Here is a 17235-nt window from a genome sequence, read left to right on the forward strand (position 1 = left end):
GTGTCGACAAACTCCTGGTATCGCTGATGGCGTACTACGTGGGCGTCGACCTCGGCGCCACGAACGTCCGGGCGGTCGTCGGCGACGAGACGGCGAGCGTGCTCGGAGCGGACACGCGCGAGACGCCTCGTGGACCGACCGGTATCGCCGTGACCGAGGCGGTCCTCGAGGTGGTCCGGACGGCCTGCCGCGAGGCAGGCATCGAACCCCGTGCGGTCGTCGCCGCCGGAATTGGGTCGATCGGGCCGCTCGATCTCGCCGCTGGCGTCGTCGACGGCCCGGCGAACCTCCCGGACTCGGTCGAGCGAATCCCGCTCGTCGGTCCGGTCTCACAGCTGCTCGAAACCGAAGACGTGTACCTCCACAACGACACCAACGCCGGGGTTATCGGCGAGCGGTTCCACGCCGAACAAAATCCCGACGATATGGTGTATCTCACCATCTCCTCGGGCATCGGTGCCGGAGTCGCCGTCGACGGCGAGGTGCTTTCTGGGTGGGACGGGAACGCCGGCGAGGTCGGCCACATGACGATCGACCCGAGCGGCTTTATGACGTGCGGCTGCGGCCTCAATGGCCACTGGGAGGCGTACTGCTCGGGCAACAACATTCCGGCGTACGCCAAGGCGCTTCACGCCGAGGACCCGGTCGAGACGAGCCTTCCGATAGACCAGCCCGCGTTTACCGCCGCAGACGTCTTCGCGGCGGCCGACACCGACGCGTTCGCCGATCACGTCGTCACCCAACTCGCCCACTGGAACGCGATGGGGATCGCCAGCGTGATCCACGCGTACGCCCCGCTCGTCGTGAGCGTCGGCGGCGCGGTCGCGCTCAACAACCCGACGCGCGTCCTCGATCCAGTTCGTGAGAAGCTCGCGGACATGGTGTTCATCAACGTCCCCGAGATTCGGCTCACCGAACTCGGCGATGAGGTCGTTGTCGAGGGGGCCCTCGCGAGCGCACTCACCAGAGGGACCGGCGACCGGTCGCGGGTCGACACCCCGCCGTGAGCGAGTGGTGAGCGGTCACCGCGTGTCGTCCGACGTCGACCGGTCGTCGTCTGGGCCTGGGTCGGTGTGCTCGTGTGCCGGTGTGTCGGCCGATGAGGCCGCATCCCTCATCGCAGACGCATCCGTGGTCTCGGGGGTCCCCGCATCGTCGGCCGTCTCCAGAGACGACGCCTGCACCGCGTCGAACGTCCATGCGGTGAGGTCGTGTTCGGCGTTCGGCTGCGAGTCAGTCGCCGCGTGTGAGCCTGCCACCGTTGGGTCGACGGCGCCTGGTGTCTGTGTCACGTCTGGGTCGTCGGGGAGTGCCGGCACGGATGATCGCTTGCTCGTGTCACCGGACGATGTGGCGGCATAGCCTCGATCGGTGGCGCGCACCGTTCGAAACGCGTCGCGGTAGCGGCGCAGCTTTCGGAGTAGGATCAGCCCGAACGCGCCCTGGAACCCAACGACAAAGACGAACAGTGCCGGAAGCTGTGAGAGCCCGAGTGCCGTCCCGAGAACCGTCGTCGCCGGGCCGACCAGCGTGTTGTACAGTCCGTGGATCACGGCGGCGATGAGGATGCCTTTGAGTACGATCGGGCCCCGCTGCCCGGGATTGAACTTCGCCAGTCCGAGGTAGTAGCCGGCGAACGCCGAGTAGACGACATGGCCGGGACCAGCGAGCGCACGGAGGGCGGTGATGCCGTCGCCGGCACCAAGTGCGGCGAGGCCGAGGCTAAGCTCAGCGAGCTCGACCGTCTGAGCGATATACAACAGGTTCTCGATGACGGCAAAGCCGAGCCCGGCTATCGCCCCGTACACCGCACCGTCGATCACCGCATCGAATCGGACGTCGACGTATGCATACAGTCGCACCGCGAGGAGCTTCACTGACTCCTCGACCGGCCCAACGATGAGAAAAAAGAACAGAACGGAACCGGCGAATCCCAGTGGGGTAAAGAACGGACGGGTGACGCTGTTGAACACCGCCGCAAACGTGGCGGTCAACACCGACAGCAAAAACGTCACGACGAGCAACGACAGCGGCTCCCCATCGGTCACATCCGAGACGTATACGTACGCCGCGAGGGCGAACGCCGGGATCGCCGACAGCGAGACGAGTGCAGCAACGGCCGGATCGAAGAGCAGACCGACCCCGACCGATGCGAGGATACCGAGGAGGATCGCGGCCGCGAGCACTACCACGACCGCCTTCACAGACCGTGTCAAGAACCAGTGGAGTGCGACCACCACCGCGTCGAGCCGGGTTCGCTTCTCCCACGTGGCGACGTCGTACAGATCGTAGCCGTCGTCGGCCGCGCGCTCGACGGGATCTGATCGCGAACCCATAGCAATTGATTCGCTGGCATCGGCCTTAAGCGGTCCCCAAGGATCGCATCGATGCCGGAGGGTCCAAGCGGCCGGGCGTCGAACGACGTCTATGCGAGGGTTCGATAGAGACCAGTCGACGTCCCACGACGAGAGAGGTGACTCGGCGTGAACGCACGGATTCGTGGCATCTACGCCACGGCGCTCACCCGCCTCCTGCTCGACGAAGACCACGCCGTCGTCGACGCATCACCGCCGATTCGTCGCCGCTTTGACACCAACTTCCCAGCCGGGCCACCGTCACTCGTTGTCGAGACGACCGATACCCGCCAAGGCGTCGGACTGCGAGGAGCCGACGCGGACGTGACCGCAGCGAGAGCACTCCTTACCGACGTCGGCGTCGATGCGGTGGCGTGGGTCGACCCAACCCCGCCTGGAGCCGTGTTCGATGCCGAGGTGACGGCAACCAACGAGCGCGGCGCCGTCGTCGCGCTCGGCGGGACCGCCGACCACGAGGGGTTCCTCCCGTATCGAAACGTCGGCCCGCGCATCGAGACCGGCGACGTCGTCTGCGTGCAAGTCCGCACGTCTGTCCCACCGTGGACAACCCGACGACCGACGCTCGGAACCGGGTTACGCGTCGACACCGGGCTCGTGACGCTCGAGCCTGGCGAGGGGACGCAAGTGGACGCCCGCGACGACGAGGCGGCCCGCGAGCTGGTCGGCATGCTCGACCTGCTCGGGATCGAGCCACCGAGTGGGTGGCGTGCGGTGTGGGGGCCAGCTGCCCTTGAGGCGGAGACGGAGGTGCTCGAGGGCGCCATCGACCGGGCGGCCGACGAGACAGCGCGGCTCACGACCGCGATCGACGACGCGTCGTCGGGGGAGCCCGATCCAAGCGCGGTCACTGGCGTGCGCGACAATGGGTCGACAGCTCGGGAGGGAGCGCTCGCCAGACCGAGTGCCGGTGCGTGGGTCTGGTTCGGCCGAGAGTCTCGGTTCGAACTCGATGCGGTCCGCAGTCGGGTGACGACGACGATGCCCGGCCATCACCGGATCAAGGCCGGGGCTGCTGCCGCGTCCGCGGGCGTCGACTTTGCCGAAGCGGTGTGTGACCCAGACCAGGACGCTGCGTTCCCGTTCGCGGCGGTTCGTGAGGCCTTTGGGCCGGCGGTTGGGGACGTACTCCGGATCGAACACGGTAAGCCCGACGGGCGACGCATCACTCTCGGTGAGGGGACTGTGACGGCGATCGACGCCGAGACGGTGACCGTCGAACGCGAGATGAGCCCGGGGGGCCGCTACGACGGGCTCGACACTCCGCGCAGAGCGGGCGACATCGCGGTGACCAAGCTCGCGGAAGGGCGATGGTGGTACCCGACCACGTACCGGGGCACGGATGGAACGGTACGAGGTACGTACGTCAACGTTTGTACGCCGGTTGAGGTGTTCCCGAAGGCGGCACGGTACATCGACCTCCACGTCGATGTTATCAAGCACCCGGACGGACGGGTTGAGCGGGTCGACGACACAGAACTCGACGAGTCAGTCGAAGCGGGTGACACACCGAACGCGCTCGCAGACCGCGCACGGTCAGTCGCAGCAGCGCTGGAAAACGCGCTGTGAGGCGGTCACACGTGGGTGTGCATGGTGAGCCGGTCGCGGCAACGAGACGCGCTGGTCGCAGCGACTAGAAGTGGTTCGCAGCGTCGGTCTCGTACTTGAGATCACCGCCGCGACCTCCCTCAACGGTGGAGGCGCCCTGGTCGCCCGAGGAAGGGACTCGGACCGTCACGTCGGTAACCTCTTCGAAGTCCATGATCAGATCGCGACGGATGTTCTCGGCGGTGATGTTCGAGACGCCACACCCGGAGCAGCCGCCCCCGAGCTCGACGACGACCTCACCCGTGTCGGGGTTGGCCTCACGCACGACGCTCGTGCCGCCGTGCATCTGGATGATCGGCATCTGTCCGGTCATCCACATCTCGATCCGTTCCACGAGGCTCTCGTCTGTCATGCACACCTATTCACGCCCGGCCCTTTGGAAGGTTGCGGTTTGGCACTCGTTCACAGCGCCGAAACGAAGTATATCACCGATGATAGGTGACGATCACATGAACGCCGAGCAGGCGTCAGCGCTCGGCGTCGCTGCGTGTGGTCTCGCCGTTTTTCACGCTCGTGTCACCATCACCCGTGTCGTCGTGTCCGTGGTCTCTCACTGCGTCCGAACTCGCGGCGCTCGGGAGCTGGGTGGGATCTGCTGGCGCTTCGCCGTGAACCGAATCCTCGCGCTCTAAGGCGTACAACAACGGACCAAGCGCGATAATTACTAACACACCTGGAAGCGGCGCGTCGGGAACGGCAAGCGCGGTCGCCACGCCCGCCCCGGTGGTCCCCGCGACCAGTCCGGCCCACAGCGCTGGTGACCCGGCATCAACGTTGATTCGGCCGGCGTCCCAGTACACGAGTCCGGCGACGGCGACGAGTGCGACCGCACCGGTGGCGAGTGTCCCCGCCGAGCCCATGATCAAGGGCACAGGATCGATCACTGATGTCGGCAACGCGGGTGAAACGGTGGGGAGTGACACAGGGGGAGTTCGGGCGAACAGTGAAAAAGCGTGTCGTGGCGCGTCAGGGCGCCTCGCCGGTCTCGATGGTGAACGAGTCCCGCGGATAGGCGACACAGGTGAGGGTGTAGCCGTCTTCCAACTCGGCCTCTTCTAACATCTGCTGGTTATCGTGTTCGAGGTAGTCCTCAGAGGGGCCGTCAGCGACGCGGCCAGCACACGAGACACACTGTCCCTGTCTGCAGGCGTACGGGAGGTCCCAGCCGTGATCCTCGCCCTGCTCGAGGATCGTCTGGTTGTTCGCAAGCTCGATTGTCTCGCCTTGTTTGGCGAACTCGACGTCGAAGTACTCGATCTCGTCTTCGGGGATGTCGGCCGGTCCCGCGCTTACGGCGCCACCTTCTTCGAGTTCGCCTTCGCCAGCCTCGCCGCCAGCGGGGATCGCTCCGCCACCGCCGCCACCACCGAGCGCCCGGTTACCGGGCTCGGGGAAGTCGGTCTCAGGCAGCGACTTCGCGCGGCGTTCGAGGATCTCATCGGAGATGTCACCGGTGGGCTCCCACCCCGTTCCTTTGAGCGTACTGACGAGCACGACCGTCAGCGTCGCGATCGCTGCGAGCGCGATCGGCAGTGGGCTAAACATACCAATCGGTATGAAGAGGTGGTTTAATACCGTTTTGATCGGGCCAACTGTCCGAGAACACGACGAAACGGCGTCGAGCCGGTGGTCGGCGATCACGCTCTCGGCTGTGAAGGCGCATCCGCGTCGCGTGGAGCGGTCCATTTATCGCTTGGCCGGTCGATCGAGACGATATGCAGGTGAAATCCCGTCACCACCTCCGGAGCGACGAGGTCACGGCGATCCGTGAAACGGTCGCCGACGCCCTCGACGTCAACCTCGACGGCGACACGTTCGAGCTCGTCGAACTCGAAGACGTCGATGTCGATCTCGTGCTCGTCGACGACCAGCCACTCGTGTTCTACGTCGACGAGGAACCATTTCTCACCGTTCGTGGTGCGAACGCGCTTGAGCCGAGCGCCGGTGTCGTCACCGTCGACGCGGGCGCGATTTCATTCGTCTCAGACGGGGCAGACGTGATGCGCCCCGGTATCGTCGAAGCCGACGCCAGTATCACAGACCGTGACCTCGTCGTTGTCGTCGAAGAAACCCACGGGAAGGCGCTTGCCGTCGGCCGCGCGCTCACCGACGGGGACGCGATGGTCGGCGACAGCGGAAAGGTCGTTTCATCGATTCACCACGTCGGCGACGAGCTGTATCAGTTCACGGCGTGACCCGCTTCCGCCGACACCGTCTCACTCTGCCTCTGTGGATGGCTCAAGTTCGAACGCGACCGTTACTTCGGCCTGATACTCGCGAGCCCCGTCCGCGAGCTCGACGCCGAGTTCGTCGACTTCCGCCCAGTACACGTTTTCTAGGGTGGCCTCGGCGCGATCGATAGCGGCGTCGGCGGCGGCGTCGAAGCTTTCCTCGCTCGTTCCGATCAACGTGATCTTCTTGAATGTCATGGGGTACCACGTCCAGCGAATGCGTGTCGATTGCTGAACATGTTTGGAGTGGGCCCCAGGGAGCATATAGATTCGGGAGGCTGTCGTCGGTGTGTCGGCCCGACGACGCGTGCTACACCCTCGATTCCGCCATGACTGGGTATTAGTACATCGGGGTCTAGTGTGGAGGTGATGGGAATCGGGCGTCTACTGGCGAAGGGGGGTGCAGCGGCGCTCGTCGTCGGGATGATTGTCGCGTTCTTTCCGGTGGTCGTCGCGCTCGCCGTCGGAACGAACTGGCGAGGGACTGCTGACGGACTCGGTGGGCTCCCGGGGATTAGTCACGACGCGCCTGTGTCGACTGCCGTCGCCGGCTTCGGGTATGGGGTCGTCTGCTGGGCGCTGTTGTTCGTCGGCGGTGCGGGTGCACTCGGGGTCGAACTCGGCGACGTCGACGACTCGATACCGGCTGTTTCTGGCACGGAGCCACCCGCTGACAGGCAGGCAACTGTCGTCGAGGTCGTCGATGGCGACACGGTCGACGTGGAGTTTGCCGACGGGTCATTCGACACCGTTCGACTGCTCGGGGTCGACGCACCGGAGACACGCGGCGAGACGTATCCGTCCGAGTTCGAGGGAGTGCCGAACGACGCGGTCGGCCGTCGGTGCCTGACCGAGTCCGGAGCGGCCGCGACCGCGTTCGTCGAGCGCGCGGTCGAAGACGAGACGGTCACTATCCGGTTCGATGCATTAGCCCCGACCAGAGGCGATTACGACCGACTGTTGGCGTACGTCGTCGTCGACGGCGAGCGTCTCAATCAGCAGCTGGTCGCGGCCGGCCACGCCCGTGTCTACGAGTCGGCGTTCGAGCACGCCGACGCGTTCGACGCCGCGGAGATGGACGCACGATCGACAGGGGCCGGTCTCTGGGCGTGTCAGCGCGAGACAACGTGAACCGTCTGTGTTGGTCGCTACAGTGGCTCCGTGACGGACACGACCGCGTGACACACGGACACATGTTTCAGCCACACCCTCCCCAGCCGATTCTGTACGATCGCTGTGGTAGTGTCTGTGTGCACACGACCGCGTGACTCCCGGACACCAATTACCGCCACACCCTCCCCAGCCGATTCTGTACGATCGCTGTGGTAGTGTCTGTGTGCACACGACCGCGTGACTCCCGGACACCAATTACCGCCACACCCTCCCCAGCCGATTCGCGAGTCGCCGCAGGCGACTCGTTCATCCCTCGCACGCGCTCACGGGCACGCCTCCGGCGACCCGCGAGGCGCGCGCCACAGCAGGTGGGATCAAGATGTCTTGTTCACGGGCTGCCTGGGGCCCCCTCCATCACCGAAAAGTCGTCACCGTCGTCGTCGACGCCGATAACCGCCCAGTCGTACGGCGGTTTCACCTCGGTCAGGTGCTGCTGGAGGTCGGCTGCGTTCTCGATCCACGTCACGAAGCACCGGAGTCGGGGTGTCTCGCCGCCATCTGCGAGATACGGTTCGAGCTCGTCGGTATCCATACACAGCGCGGTAACAAGCACGCGCCGCCACTTTCGTTCCGCGACGAACTCGCGTCCGTCTGTTGAGACGCTGTACCCGAGCTCGCGGAAGACGTCTCTGGCCTCCGTCGTCGGTGGGATGCTCGCAGTGGCCATCTACGCAGCGATTCGGCGCTATCCGTGATAAACTTTCGCACGGTTCTCAGAACGGAGCAGCCGGCGTCCTTGACGGCTCACTCGTGGGCGGCGTCCCACTCGTCGGGCTTCCGTTGATTGCCACACGCAGTACACTGGATCCGGCCCATCGTGTCCATCGCGGTGTCGAGCGAGCCACAGTGCCCACAGGCGAACCCCCACCGATCACGGCCGGCTTCGTCGGCGAATACGATATAGAACGGACCAGTTGCTCCGCGTTCAGTCCGACGTCGGTCGACGTACACGCGCTCCCCGTCCGCCGTTGTCGAGGCCTCAAGGCTCATCGAGAAGTCACCAACGGTGAGTATAGAGCAGCACAGGAGTCGCGTCGCCACGCATCCACAGTCACGTTCGGAACGACTCGCCACAGCCACATTCAGAGACCACGTTAGGGTTCTCGACGTGGAATCCAGCGGCCTGCAGTCCGCTTTCGTAGTCGAGTTTGCTACCGCCGATGTAGTTCTGACTCGCTGGGTCGACGAACACCCGAAGGCCGTGGTGTTCAACGACGAGGTCGTCGGCCTCCGGCTCCGTGTCGAAGCGCATCCCGTACGAGAGTCCCGCACACCCACCCTGCTGGACGAACAGCCGCAGCCCGGACTCGGTAGTGTCGAGCCCCTCGCTTTCGAGGAGTGAGAGAGCCTCCTCGGCCGCCGACGGGGTGACCTCGATGGCAGGGACGTTGCTTCCGTTCGCTGATTCGGCACTCATGACCCCGAGGTATCAGTCACACAGACAAAACCCTAACGGTGTGAAGTAATCGCACGATCGGTGGCACGACTCGGCGCCCAGGCTGCCTTCGCGAGCCGGTCAGTCGGCGGCGTCGACCGCCGTGTCGCCAGTCGTGTCGTCTACCACATCGTCTGTGCGAAGCGCCACGCGTAGTCCGGCTTCGGCGACGTTGACGCCGTATTCGATCGTTCGAGTGATGCTGTCTAGGACGGTGGCGAGCACGTATCCGTCCGCGAGGCCGCGGTCGTACAGCTCCCGATCGAGACGTTTCGTCTCAGCGCGTAACGCGTCCGCCTCCGTCACGACCGCGCCGAGTGCCCGCGGTTCACAGCCACCGAGCGTTTCGGTCACCGACAGGCGAACAACGTCACGCGCGTCGGCCGCAAGCTGATCGAGGTCATCTGCGACGGCCTCTGACGGCGGCGTCTCGACCGTCGCCGCTGCGTCGGCAATCTTGCCCGCGTGATCGGCGACCCGCTCGAGCTGTCGAGCGACGGTGTAGTGGTCGAACGGAGTGAGTGTGCCATCGACGGGTGCGGGGACGGCGACGAGTGACCGGTGGAATTCGCGTGCAAGCAGCCCGAACAATCGGTCGACCGTGTCATCTTCGTCGGCTACCCGTCTACCCGCCGGGCCATCGGCGTCGAGTGCTGCCGTCACGGCTGCCTCGTGCATCTCCAGCGTCCGGTCACGCATGCGGTCGAGGGTCCGTTCTGGCGGGAGATCGGCGACATCAAGCATCGTTCGGGCGACGACCGTCCGCTCGGTCTCTTCGGCAATCTCGAGCCCAATAAAGCCGCTAACTGCCTCGCGGATCGCCGCCCGGGCCTGCCGATCCGGCGATCCCTCGACGCAAACCGTATCCGCCCCCGAGACGTATGCGGCCGCGACGAGTCTGGCGATCCCGGCTGGGGCGTGGCGGGCGGCGGGCACGGTTACGGTCCGGTGGTCGGTCTCGGCGCTTGGCCGCGTAAGGACGAGTCGTTCGTCGCGAGGATATAACGTCACCGAGTCGCCGATCTCGAGCGACCGCTCGTTCGCCCACGTCTTCGGCAGCGAAACCGTATACGTTGTGCCGCCAGTGAGCTGTACCTTCCGCTCGTAGGACTCGTACTCGTCGGTCATCGGTCTCTCCGGTTGTCGGCCGTCTCTCCGAACGTCCCGGTCCGATCGGATCCCATACCCATCGGTTCTAAACGGACAACCCTGTACCCTGCTATGTGGGTTACGTCCGCCTCGGGTGATCTCGTGAGAGACATAGAGCCGCGTCTAGCGATCAGGAGCCAACAGAGAACTATATAGCAGCGGACGGAGCGCGTCGACCTCCGCGTCGAAACGTCCGTCGGCTCACGCGGTGATGAGTGTGACGAGCTCGTCGAGGCTCTCGACTTCGACGGTGGGTTCAACGTCGAGGTCGACAGCGGCATTATGTGCCCGCCTGATAAAGACGCTCTCGAGTCCAGCACGCTCAGCAGCGAGAACATCTGTTTCCCGATCGCCGACGTAGAGGCCCGTCGAGACGCCAAGCGCGTCGAGCGTCTCGTTCAGGTAGTGCGGGTCGGGCTTACGTCGCCGATAGCCGTCGGGGCCGAGATCGCGACCCCGGGCGACGCCGAACGCAGAGAGCCGGAAGTGGTCGACAACGAACTCGACAGTTGGGTGGTAGTTGTTGCTCACGAGCCCGACTGACGTGTGGTTCGCTAGGCGATCGATCGCCTCCACGTCCGGGTAGAGTCCGCGGCTGCCGGCGGCGAGCCGGGCGACACCGCGCGTTGCGCTGCGCATCTCGCGCTCGTGAAAGAGCGTCGGCGCGTCCACGCCAACGCTCGCGCAGGCGGCACGAAACGCCTCGTCGTAGCCGTCAGAACCGAGCGCGTCGTAGTGGTCGTCTGGAACGGTCAGTCCGCGATCGGTGAGCACGTCGTCGAGTGCGCGCCGGTGGACAGCTGGGTCCGTCCCTCGGCCCTCGAGGATCACCCCGTCCATGTCGAACAGCACCGCCTCGTACGCACTGGAGCCAGTGTCCTCACCGCCATTGTCGGTGTCGTGTGCCGTCTCGTCGGTTCCGTCTTCCGTGTCGTCCATGTCGTGTGTCGTGGCCATGTGTTCGAATGGGTGTGGTGGAGTGTGGTCAGCGGACCTTCCGTCGGGCGTACGCGGAGATACCTTCGCTCACGACGACGACAGCGAGGATAGCAAACAGTAGCGCAGAGACGGTTCGCCACGCGAACGAGTCGATGGCCTCGAACAGCTGGACACCGATCCCGCCGGCGCCGACGAAGCCGAGGATGGTTGCCGCGCGGACGTTGATGTCCCAGCGGTACACCGAGATACCGACGAGCGCCGGCTTGATCTGTGGCACGATGCCGTACACCAGCAGCTGGAAGGGACTCGCGCCGGTCGCTCTGACTCCTTCGACCTGTCCGAAGTCGATCTCTTCGATCTCCTCGCCGAGCAGTTTCCCGACAAATCCGATAGACCGGACAGCCGTTGCGACTGTTCCGGCGAGCGCCCCCGGGCCGAACATCACGACGAAGAGCAGTGCCCAGACAATCGTGTGAACCGACCGCGAGACCGTGACGATGAGCTTCCCGAGCGCGTAGGTCGCTCGGTTTGGCGTCGTGTTCTCGGCGGTGATATACGCGACGGGCGCTGCCATCAACACCGCGGCGATCGTGCCGACGACGGCGATCTGGATCGTCTCGGCGAGCGGCCCAACCGCGTTCGGGAGATACCCCCAGTCGGGCGGGTACATTCGTCCAAGCAGGTCACCGGCCTGCGTCGGCGCGGTGGTTACGTATCGGAGACTGATGTCAAGCCACTCCCAAGAGCCGACGACGACGGCAGCGGCAATAATCACGCTTCCGATGCGGAAGAGCCGCTCGCGGGCGTCAAATCGGCGCCATTCGGATGAAGCGCCTGCCATCACTGAACCCTCCGCCGAACGACCGCGCTCACGAACTCGGCGACCAACACGACGAGAATGATGGCGATCAGGATCGCTGCCACGTAGTCGTACTCGTATCGGGAGTAGGCGCGTTGGAGGAGCACGCCGAGTCCCCCGGCACCCACGATCCCGACGATCGTGGACGACCGGATGTTGATGTCCCAGCGGTACACCGCAAGGCCGGCGAACCGCGGAACAACCTGCGGCACAACCCCGTAGACCACGCTCTGAAACCGGGTCGCCCCGGTCGCCCGGACCGCCTCAACGCTACCCATGTCGACGTCTTCGAGGTCCTCAGCGAATAGCTTCGAAAAGAACCCGATTGTCTTGAAGCTGATCGCGACGATCCCCGCGAGCGGGCCGAACCCGAGCGCGATGACGGCGATGATCGCGACGATCAGCCCGTCGATGGCGCGCGTGACACTGATGACCCCGCGGCTCAAGTAGTATATCGGACGCGGCGAGAGGTTCTCCGCCGCCCCGAACGCAACTGGCAGACTGATCGCGATTCCGGCGACGGTCGCGACCATAGCCATCGCGATCGTCTCGATCATGCGGTCGAACAGTCTTAGCGTGTATTCGCTGCCGGTCTCCGGTGGCAGCATCGACTCGACCAACTCGTAGCCGTAGCCGAGTCCCGAGAGGAACCGCCTGGGGGTGATCTGTAGACTCGCCACCGACCAGACGACGAGTGCGAGGATGGCTCCGTACACCGCCCACTTCGTGTATCGGTTCCGGAACGCGGTCGGCCGTTGCCACGTCCGTCGGTCGGTCGGCGTGGCCGATCCGGTCGCCATCGGTCAGTCCTCCGCCGACAGCGGCCGTTGCTCGGGACGGTGATCCGTCGGCTCGGTTCCGGACGGCTCGCTCGTGCCGACCGCGGTCGCCGACTCCGGCGGCTCCTCGCCCCGGTAGATGACCCCCTTCGACTCACTCGTGAGGTCGGCGGCCGGTCCGTCGAAGACGAGTTCCCCGTCGTGAAGCCCAAGGATCCGATCGGCGTACTTCTCGGCTAGGTCCACCTCGTGGATGTTAATCAACACCGGCACGTCGCGATCGACGGCGATGTCCGTCAGCAGCTCCATCACGTCCCGCGATGTCTCGGGATCGAGACTCGATGTCGGCTCATCGGCGAGAACGATCGTCGGCTCCTGGACCACCGCGCGGGCGATCCCGACCCGCTGGCGCTGGCCACCGGAGAGTTCGTCGACGCGTTTGTCTTCCATACCGTCAAGCCCGACGAGGTCCAGCAGCTCGTACGCCCGCTCCACGTCCTCTGGCGGGAAGTTCCGGCGGAGCGCGGCCCAGTTCGAAACGTAGCCGAGCCGGCCCGAGAGCACGTTCTCCATCACGGTGAGCCGTTCGACGAGGTTGTACTCTTGAAACACCATCCCGATGTCTCGGCGCGCGTTCCGCAGTTCGTCGTCGTCCAGACCGGTCAGCTCGCTGTCGTCGAGGAGGACGCGCCCCGTAGTCGGCTCCACCAACCGGTTGATACAGCGGACAAACGTGCTCTTGCCCGCGCCACTCGGTCCGATCATCGCGACCACCTCGCGGCCGTCGATCGTCACGGAGACGTCAGACAGCGCCGTGTCACCAGTCGAATACGTTTTTCCGAGATTTTCCGTTTCGAGCATGGACTACAGGTTCCCGCTCTCGTACTCGACGCCGTTGTACCGCTGGATGACCAGGATGTCGTTAAACACCTTTTTGTAGTCGATCGGGATGTACTCGGCCTCGCCGGTTTCCTCCGCGTAGTCGGTCCCCGTCCAGTCGGTCCCGATGGTCGCTTCCTTGATCCCCTCGACGATGTCGGGATGGAGGTCGTACCGGTGGACCATCGGACCTGGTGGGAATGGGTTGCTCGCCCAGACCACTTTGAAATCGTCGTAATTTATGTCCTCTGTCGACTCGATGAGGTCTTCGAGACACGTACTACAGATCGGGCCGGCGTCGTAGTCGCCCACGGCGATCCCGCGGCCAGACTGGTCGTGGCCACCCGAGAACTGCACCTCGTAGTCCTCTCCCGGCGTCACGTCGAAGTACTGGTCGAACAGCGCAGAGGGTGCCTGGTTGCCGGAGTTCGACGCTGGCTCGGTGTGGGTGACTTCGACGTCGTCGCGGGCGAAGTCCTCAACCGACTGGATGTCATCCTCATCAGCGCGGGTGATCGCCAGTAATCGGTAGCCGAACTGGCCCGTGGGACTGACAGGGTCCGCGAACGGAACGACACCGCCGAGGTTGACACCGAACGCCGACGTCCCGGTCGAGATGTCGCCCAAGTGTCCGCGCCCTGCCCGGAACGCTTCGACCGTGGCCGCGTTCGAGTCGACCGGCTGCCACTCCACCGACCGGCCGGTCGTCTCCTCAAGCCGGTCTAAAAGCGGCTGGATATTCTCTTGGAACTGTGCTTGGCCGGACTCGCCGGGCTTGTCGACATAGATGAGTGGGTCGGGGTCGACCCAGTCGTTCTCGTCGTCGGGGAGCTCCTGTGGCGGAGCGCCGTGGGCGATCTCGTCGACGTCCTGGTTCTGCATGTTCTCCAGATCCGTCTTGCTTCCCTGGAAGTAGTCGTTCTCCGCGACTGCCGTGAGCAGGTAGTTGTGCTCCTCCCAGTTGGGGTTCGCAGGGTCGAACGCCGAGGTGTCCGTGAGCATCGGGTCGCTCGACCCGCCGTTGCTTCCGTCGGTATCGCTTTCGAGCCCCGCGCCGGCCTCCTCGCTTCCGCCGCTCTCGCCACTCCCACCGGTACCCGTACAGCCGGCCAGTCCAGTCACGCCGATGGCGCCACCAGTCAAGAGGAATCGTCGTCTCGAGCTCGAGTTCGTCGGTCTGCCGGAGTCGTCTGCCATTTCGGATGAACCATTCGAAAATTTCCGTATGAAGCCTGCTATGAGCCGTACGAGCCGCTCGCGACAACCACGGAGTGGATCGAGCGAGTCCAGACTGGTACGGAGATCACACGAGCCACAGAGCGTGGTACATAGCGCTCGGGATACGCCGGCCTGTCGTCGTGCGCTCGCCTCACTCGAACCGACGACGGACGCTCTCGGCGTGTGCCTCCAAGCCTTCCGCCTCCGCAAGCGTCGTGATCGTCTCGGCGAGGTCGTCGAGGGCGTCGCGGTCAAGCTGCTGGACGGTCGACGACCGGAGGAACGTGTCCACGGAGAGGCCGCCGTACCGCTTTGCGCCGCCATTTGTCGGGAGGACGTGGTTCGGTCCAGCCGCGTAGTCCCCGGCGGCGACCGGTGAGTGGGCGCCCAAGAAGACGGATCCCGCGTTGGTGATCCGTTCAAGCAACGCCTCGTCGTCGTCGGCCATGATCGAGAGATGCTCGGCTGCGTACTCCTCGGCGAAGAGAACGGCCTCAGACATTGAGCGAGCACAGAGCACTCCAGAGGCATCGTTCTCAAGGGCGGCACGGATGGTCTCTTCGCGTTCGCGGGCGGCCGTTTGAGTCTCGACGGCGGCTGTGACCGCCTCAGCGAGGTCGGCGTTGTCGGTCACTGTGACGACGGAGGCGTTCGGGTCGTGTTCGGCTTGTGCGACCAATTCGGCGGCAACAAGCGCGGGATCGGCCGTGCCGTCGGCGAGCACCAACACCTCGCTCGGACCGGCAAGAAAGTCGATCTCGACATCACCCTGCACGATTGCCTTCGCCGCAGTCACCCACTTGTTTCCCGGGCCGACAATCTTCTGTGCAGTGGTCACCGTCTCGGTCCCGTACGCCAGCGCAGCGATAGCCTGGGCTCCACCGATCTGGTACACCGCGTCCGCACCCGCCTCGTGGATCGCCGCGAGCGTGACCGGATTTGGCTCGTCCGCTGGGGGCGTCGTCACGGCAACGTGGTCGACACCAGCAACGACAGCCGGTATCACGCCCATCAGTGCACTGGAGGGGTACGCCGCCGCGCCACCGGGCACGTACACGCCAGCGCGGTCGATCGGGCGGAACCGACGGCCAATCTCCCGGCCGTCGACCGTCTCTCGCCAGTCGGTTGGTCGTTGTTTCTCGTGGAACGTCCGCACGTTGGTGGCCGCCTCACGAACCGCCTCAAGCACCGGGTCGTCGGCATCCTCGAGTTCAGCGTGCGCGCGTGCCGCCTCGTCGGTGATGTCCACGTTCCCGACGGTCACCCCGTCGAACGATTCGGCGAACTCGCGGACCGCGGCGTCGCCCTCCTCGCGCACCCGGTCGACGATATCGGCAACGTCTCCGCGGACCGCATCGATACCCGCATCGCGGTGGAAAAAGGCGCGCCGGGCGTCGGGCGAGAGGTCGGCGACGGCTCGTACGTTCATGATTGTGTTCCGTGGCCGGGGAAAAAGGGCGTTCCGGCTTGAGGTGGACGGGGCTCGAACCAGGAACCGACTCAGTCGGTTTGGACGGCCGTCGGGTCACGCGGCCCGTGGCCGTGTCCGCCGTGCTCGCGGTCGAACCCGCCGCTTATCTCGTAGAACACGGCCTCGGGGTCGCTGTTCCACTGCCACTTCCACCACGTGCGCGCGAGCAGCGACAGCTTTCGGGGCAGCGAGAGTTCTGGTGTGGTCGACACCGTGTCGTAGCCGCGATTCCGGATGAGCCGGTGGTGGTCGGCGTACAGCACCGCCGCTAACAACACGGCGAGCTGGCAGTCGTCGGGGAGGTACTTGATCCCGGCGACGCCCTGTTCGTAGAGTCGCTCAGTCCGAGCGAGTTCGTCGCGGATCGCGGCGGCGACGTCCTCGTCGAACGAGAGGTCGAGGATCTGTGTCTCGTCGATTCCGTGGCGTCGCAGCGTCGACAGCGGGAGGTAGATTCGACCGCGCTCGACGACATCTTCGCGAACGTCACGCAGAAAGTTAGTCATCTGGAACGCCTCGCCGAGCTTGGTGGCGTGGGGCAACGCGGCAGCTTCGGTCTCCGCGTCGAGGTCCATAATGGCCGTCATCATCCGACCGACGGCCGACGCCGAACCGTCCATGTATGACTCGAGTTCCGCGTACGTCTCGTACCGGTCGGTGTCGATGTCGCGCTCCATCGCATCGATGAAGGCGTCGACGTCCGCGTCCGCGATACCGCGTTCGGCACGGACCGTTGAGAAGGCATCGAGCACGGGGTCGTCCGTCGGCTCCTCTCCCAGGGCAGCCCGGCGGAGCGACTCGAGCGCTTCTCGCTGCTCGGCCGGCGTCCCGGTATCTTCGGCGTCGACGATCTCGTCGGCGATGCGGAAGAACCCGTACAGGACGTACGTTGGATGCCGGATGTCCTCGGGTAGCAGACGCGTTGCGACGTGGAACGTCTTGCCGGTGCGCCGCTGGATCTGCTTGCCCCGGGCAACCTGCGTTTGCTCTACCATGGTGGCCCCTGCTGCTCGGCGGAGAGGGTCGAGAGCGGGTCGCCCGTCATGGCTAAAGAGTCGGACCGCAGAACCATAACAGTTCCCACAGCCGGATTCGTTTCAGTCTTGGCAGTGATAATTCATC

The 17235-nt window shown here is 65.1% G+C and carries 19 protein-coding genes and 1 pseudogene; 4 read left to right on the forward strand and 16 right to left on the reverse strand.

From position 1 onward, the window contains the following. Positions 1-26 precede the first annotated feature (26 nt). Positions 27-1007 (forward strand): ROK family protein, encoded by a 981-nt coding sequence (locus ACWUI7_RS05460; protein WP_496641212.1) that lies wholly within the window; start codon positions 27-29, stop codon positions 1005-1007. A gap of 369 nt (positions 1008-1376) precedes the next feature. Here ACWUI7_RS05460 and ACWUI7_RS05465 read toward each other — a convergent pair. Next, positions 1377-2336 (reverse strand): annotated as a pseudogene (locus ACWUI7_RS05465) (PrsW family intramembrane metalloprotease); the annotation flags it as partial. A gap of 147 nt (positions 2337-2483) precedes the next feature. Here ACWUI7_RS05465 and ACWUI7_RS05470 point away from each other — a divergent pair. Then, on the forward strand, positions 2484-3941 hold the full coding sequence (locus ACWUI7_RS05470) for a ribonuclease FAU-1 family protein (RefSeq protein WP_496641213.1): 1458 nt from the start codon (positions 2484-2486) through the stop codon (positions 3939-3941). 64 nt (positions 3942-4005) lie between these two features. Here the strand turns inward: ACWUI7_RS05470 and ACWUI7_RS05475 are convergent, their stop codons facing one another. The 3 genes from ACWUI7_RS05475 to ACWUI7_RS05485 form a co-directional block, all read right to left on the reverse strand. Then, positions 4006-4332 carry a NifU family protein gene (locus ACWUI7_RS05475; protein ID WP_496641214.1) on the reverse strand — a complete coding sequence of 109 codons (327 nt, stop codon included), beginning with the start codon at positions 4330-4332 and terminating at the stop codon, positions 4006-4008. Between the two features lie 115 nt (positions 4333-4447). Beyond that, positions 4448-4903: a hypothetical protein gene (locus ACWUI7_RS05480; RefSeq protein WP_496641215.1), complete on the reverse strand. Its 456-nt coding sequence runs from the start codon at positions 4901-4903 to the stop codon at positions 4448-4450. 43 nt (positions 4904-4946) lie between these two features. Beyond that, positions 4947-5525 carry a 2Fe-2S iron-sulfur cluster-binding protein gene (locus tag ACWUI7_RS05485; protein WP_496641216.1) on the reverse strand — a complete coding sequence of 193 codons (579 nt, stop codon included), beginning with the start codon at positions 5523-5525 and terminating at the stop codon, positions 4947-4949. A gap of 170 nt (positions 5526-5695) precedes the next feature. Between ACWUI7_RS05485 and ACWUI7_RS05490 the strand changes: the two genes are divergently transcribed. Further along, positions 5696-6175, forward strand: a complete 480-nt coding sequence (locus tag ACWUI7_RS05490) for an RNA-binding protein (RefSeq protein WP_496641217.1) — start codon at positions 5696-5698, stop codon at positions 6173-6175. A gap of 21 nt (positions 6176-6196) precedes the next feature. Here the strand turns inward: ACWUI7_RS05490 and ACWUI7_RS05495 are convergent, their stop codons facing one another. Then, the gene (locus ACWUI7_RS05495) at positions 6197-6409 is read right to left on the reverse strand and encodes a dodecin (protein WP_496641218.1); all 213 of its coding nucleotides are present in this window, start codon (positions 6407-6409) and stop codon (positions 6197-6199) included. Between the two features lie 171 nt (positions 6410-6580). On the opposite strand from ACWUI7_RS05495, the gene ACWUI7_RS05500 reads away from it, so the two are divergent. After that, positions 6581-7342: a thermonuclease family protein gene (locus ACWUI7_RS05500; RefSeq protein WP_496641219.1), complete on the forward strand. Its 762-nt coding sequence runs from the start codon at positions 6581-6583 to the stop codon at positions 7340-7342. A gap of 370 nt (positions 7343-7712) precedes the next feature. Here ACWUI7_RS05500 and ACWUI7_RS05505 read toward each other — a convergent pair whose 3' ends face one another. The 11 genes from ACWUI7_RS05505 to ACWUI7_RS05555 all read right to left on the reverse strand — a co-directional run bounded on the left by ACWUI7_RS05505 (position 7713) and on the right by ACWUI7_RS05555 (position 17108). Then, on the reverse strand, positions 7713-8051 hold the full coding sequence (locus ACWUI7_RS05505) for a DUF7116 family protein (protein WP_496641220.1): 339 nt from the start codon (positions 8049-8051) through the stop codon (positions 7713-7715). Positions 8052-8128: 77 nt separating this feature from the next. After that, positions 8129-8374 (reverse strand): DUF5816 domain-containing protein, encoded by a 246-nt coding sequence (locus ACWUI7_RS05510; protein ID WP_496641221.1) that lies wholly within the window; start codon positions 8372-8374, stop codon positions 8129-8131. Between the two features lie 61 nt (positions 8375-8435). Further along, positions 8436-8801, reverse strand: coding sequence for a HesB/IscA family protein (locus ACWUI7_RS05515; RefSeq protein WP_496641222.1), 366 nt, complete (start codon positions 8799-8801; stop codon positions 8436-8438). 99 nt (positions 8802-8900) lie between these two features. Then, the gene (locus ACWUI7_RS05520; RefSeq protein WP_496641223.1) at positions 8901-9947 is read right to left on the reverse strand and encodes a PhoU domain-containing protein; all 1047 of its coding nucleotides are present in this window, start codon (positions 9945-9947) and stop codon (positions 8901-8903) included. Positions 9948-10169: 222 nt separating this feature from the next. Then, complete coding sequence (locus ACWUI7_RS05525) at positions 10170-10907, reverse strand: HAD family hydrolase (protein ID WP_496641224.1); 738 nt, start codon at positions 10905-10907, stop codon at positions 10170-10172. Between the two features lie 46 nt (positions 10908-10953). Next, positions 10954-11748: a phosphonate ABC transporter, permease protein PhnE gene (gene phnE / locus ACWUI7_RS05530; RefSeq protein ID WP_496641225.1), complete on the reverse strand. Its 795-nt coding sequence runs from the start codon at positions 11746-11748 to the stop codon at positions 10954-10956. Beyond that, positions 11748-12566 (reverse strand): phosphonate ABC transporter, permease protein PhnE, encoded by an 819-nt coding sequence (phnE, locus tag ACWUI7_RS05535; RefSeq protein WP_496641226.1) that lies wholly within the window; start codon positions 12564-12566, stop codon positions 11748-11750. The genes phnE (ACWUI7_RS05530) and phnE (ACWUI7_RS05535) overlap by 1 nt, the downstream gene beginning before the upstream one ends. 3 nt (positions 12567-12569) lie before the next feature. Then, positions 12570-13406, reverse strand: coding sequence for a phosphonate ABC transporter ATP-binding protein (gene phnC / locus ACWUI7_RS05540; RefSeq protein ID WP_496641227.1), 837 nt, complete (start codon positions 13404-13406; stop codon positions 12570-12572). 3 nt (positions 13407-13409) lie between these two features. Beyond that, positions 13410-14621, reverse strand: coding sequence for a phosphate/phosphite/phosphonate ABC transporter substrate-binding protein (gene phnD, locus ACWUI7_RS05545; RefSeq protein ID WP_496641228.1), 1212 nt, complete (start codon positions 14619-14621; stop codon positions 13410-13412). A gap of 172 nt (positions 14622-14793) precedes the next feature. Continuing rightward, positions 14794-16071, reverse strand: a complete 1278-nt coding sequence (gene hisD / locus ACWUI7_RS05550) for a histidinol dehydrogenase (protein ID WP_496641229.1) — start codon at positions 16069-16071, stop codon at positions 14794-14796. Between the two features lie 71 nt (positions 16072-16142). Beyond that, positions 16143-17108 (reverse strand): phytoene/squalene synthase family protein, encoded by a 966-nt coding sequence (locus tag ACWUI7_RS05555; protein ID WP_496641230.1) that lies wholly within the window; start codon positions 17106-17108, stop codon positions 16143-16145. Between the last annotated feature and the right edge of the window lie 127 nt (positions 17109-17235).

It is taken from the genome of Halorubrum orientale (assembly GCF_059623105.1).

Coding starts and splice junctions, on each gene's coding strand:
- ACWUI7_RS05460 (WP_496641212.1), top strand. CDS start 27: ATGGCGTACTACGTGGGCGTCGACCTCGGCGCCACGAACGTCCGGGCG.
- ACWUI7_RS05475 (WP_496641214.1), bottom strand. CDS start 4,332: ATGACAGACGAGAGCCTCGTGGAACGGATCGAGATGTGGATGACCGGA.
- ACWUI7_RS05485 (WP_496641216.1), bottom strand. CDS start 5,525: ATGTTTAGCCCACTGCCGATCGCGCTCGCAGCGATCGCGACGCTGACG.
- ACWUI7_RS05490 (WP_496641217.1), top strand. CDS start 5,696: ATGCAGGTGAAATCCCGTCACCACCTCCGGAGCGACGAGGTCACGGCG.
- ACWUI7_RS05495 (WP_496641218.1), bottom strand. CDS start 6,409: ATGACATTCAAGAAGATCACGTTGATCGGAACGAGCGAGGAAAGCTTC.
- ACWUI7_RS05500 (WP_496641219.1), top strand. CDS start 6,581: ATGGGAATCGGGCGTCTACTGGCGAAGGGGGGTGCAGCGGCGCTCGTC.
- ACWUI7_RS05505 (WP_496641220.1), bottom strand. CDS start 8,051: ATGGCCACTGCGAGCATCCCACCGACGACGGAGGCCAGAGACGTCTTC.
- ACWUI7_RS05510 (WP_496641221.1), bottom strand. CDS start 8,374: ATGAGCCTTGAGGCCTCGACAACGGCGGACGGGGAGCGCGTGTACGTC.
- ACWUI7_RS05515 (WP_496641222.1), bottom strand. CDS start 8,801: ATGAGTGCCGAATCAGCGAACGGAAGCAACGTCCCTGCCATCGAGGTC.
- ACWUI7_RS05520 (WP_496641223.1), bottom strand. CDS start 9,947: ATGACCGACGAGTACGAGTCCTACGAGCGGAAGGTACAGCTCACTGGC.
- ACWUI7_RS05525 (WP_496641224.1), bottom strand. CDS start 10,907: ATGGACGACACGGAAGACGGAACCGACGAGACGGCACACGACACCGAC.
- phnE (WP_496641225.1), bottom strand. CDS start 11,748: ATGGCAGGCGCTTCATCCGAATGGCGCCGATTTGACGCCCGCGAGCGG.
- phnE (WP_496641226.1), bottom strand. CDS start 12,566: ATGGCGACCGGATCGGCCACGCCGACCGACCGACGGACGTGGCAACGG.
- phnC (WP_496641227.1), bottom strand. CDS start 13,406: ATGCTCGAAACGGAAAATCTCGGAAAAACGTATTCGACTGGTGACACG.
- phnD (WP_496641228.1), bottom strand. CDS start 14,621: ATGGCAGACGACTCCGGCAGACCGACGAACTCGAGCTCGAGACGACGA.
- hisD (WP_496641229.1), bottom strand. CDS start 16,071: ATGAACGTACGAGCCGTCGCCGACCTCTCGCCCGACGCCCGGCGCGCC.
- ACWUI7_RS05555 (WP_496641230.1), bottom strand. CDS start 17,108: ATGGTAGAGCAAACGCAGGTTGCCCGGGGCAAGCAGATCCAGCGGCGC.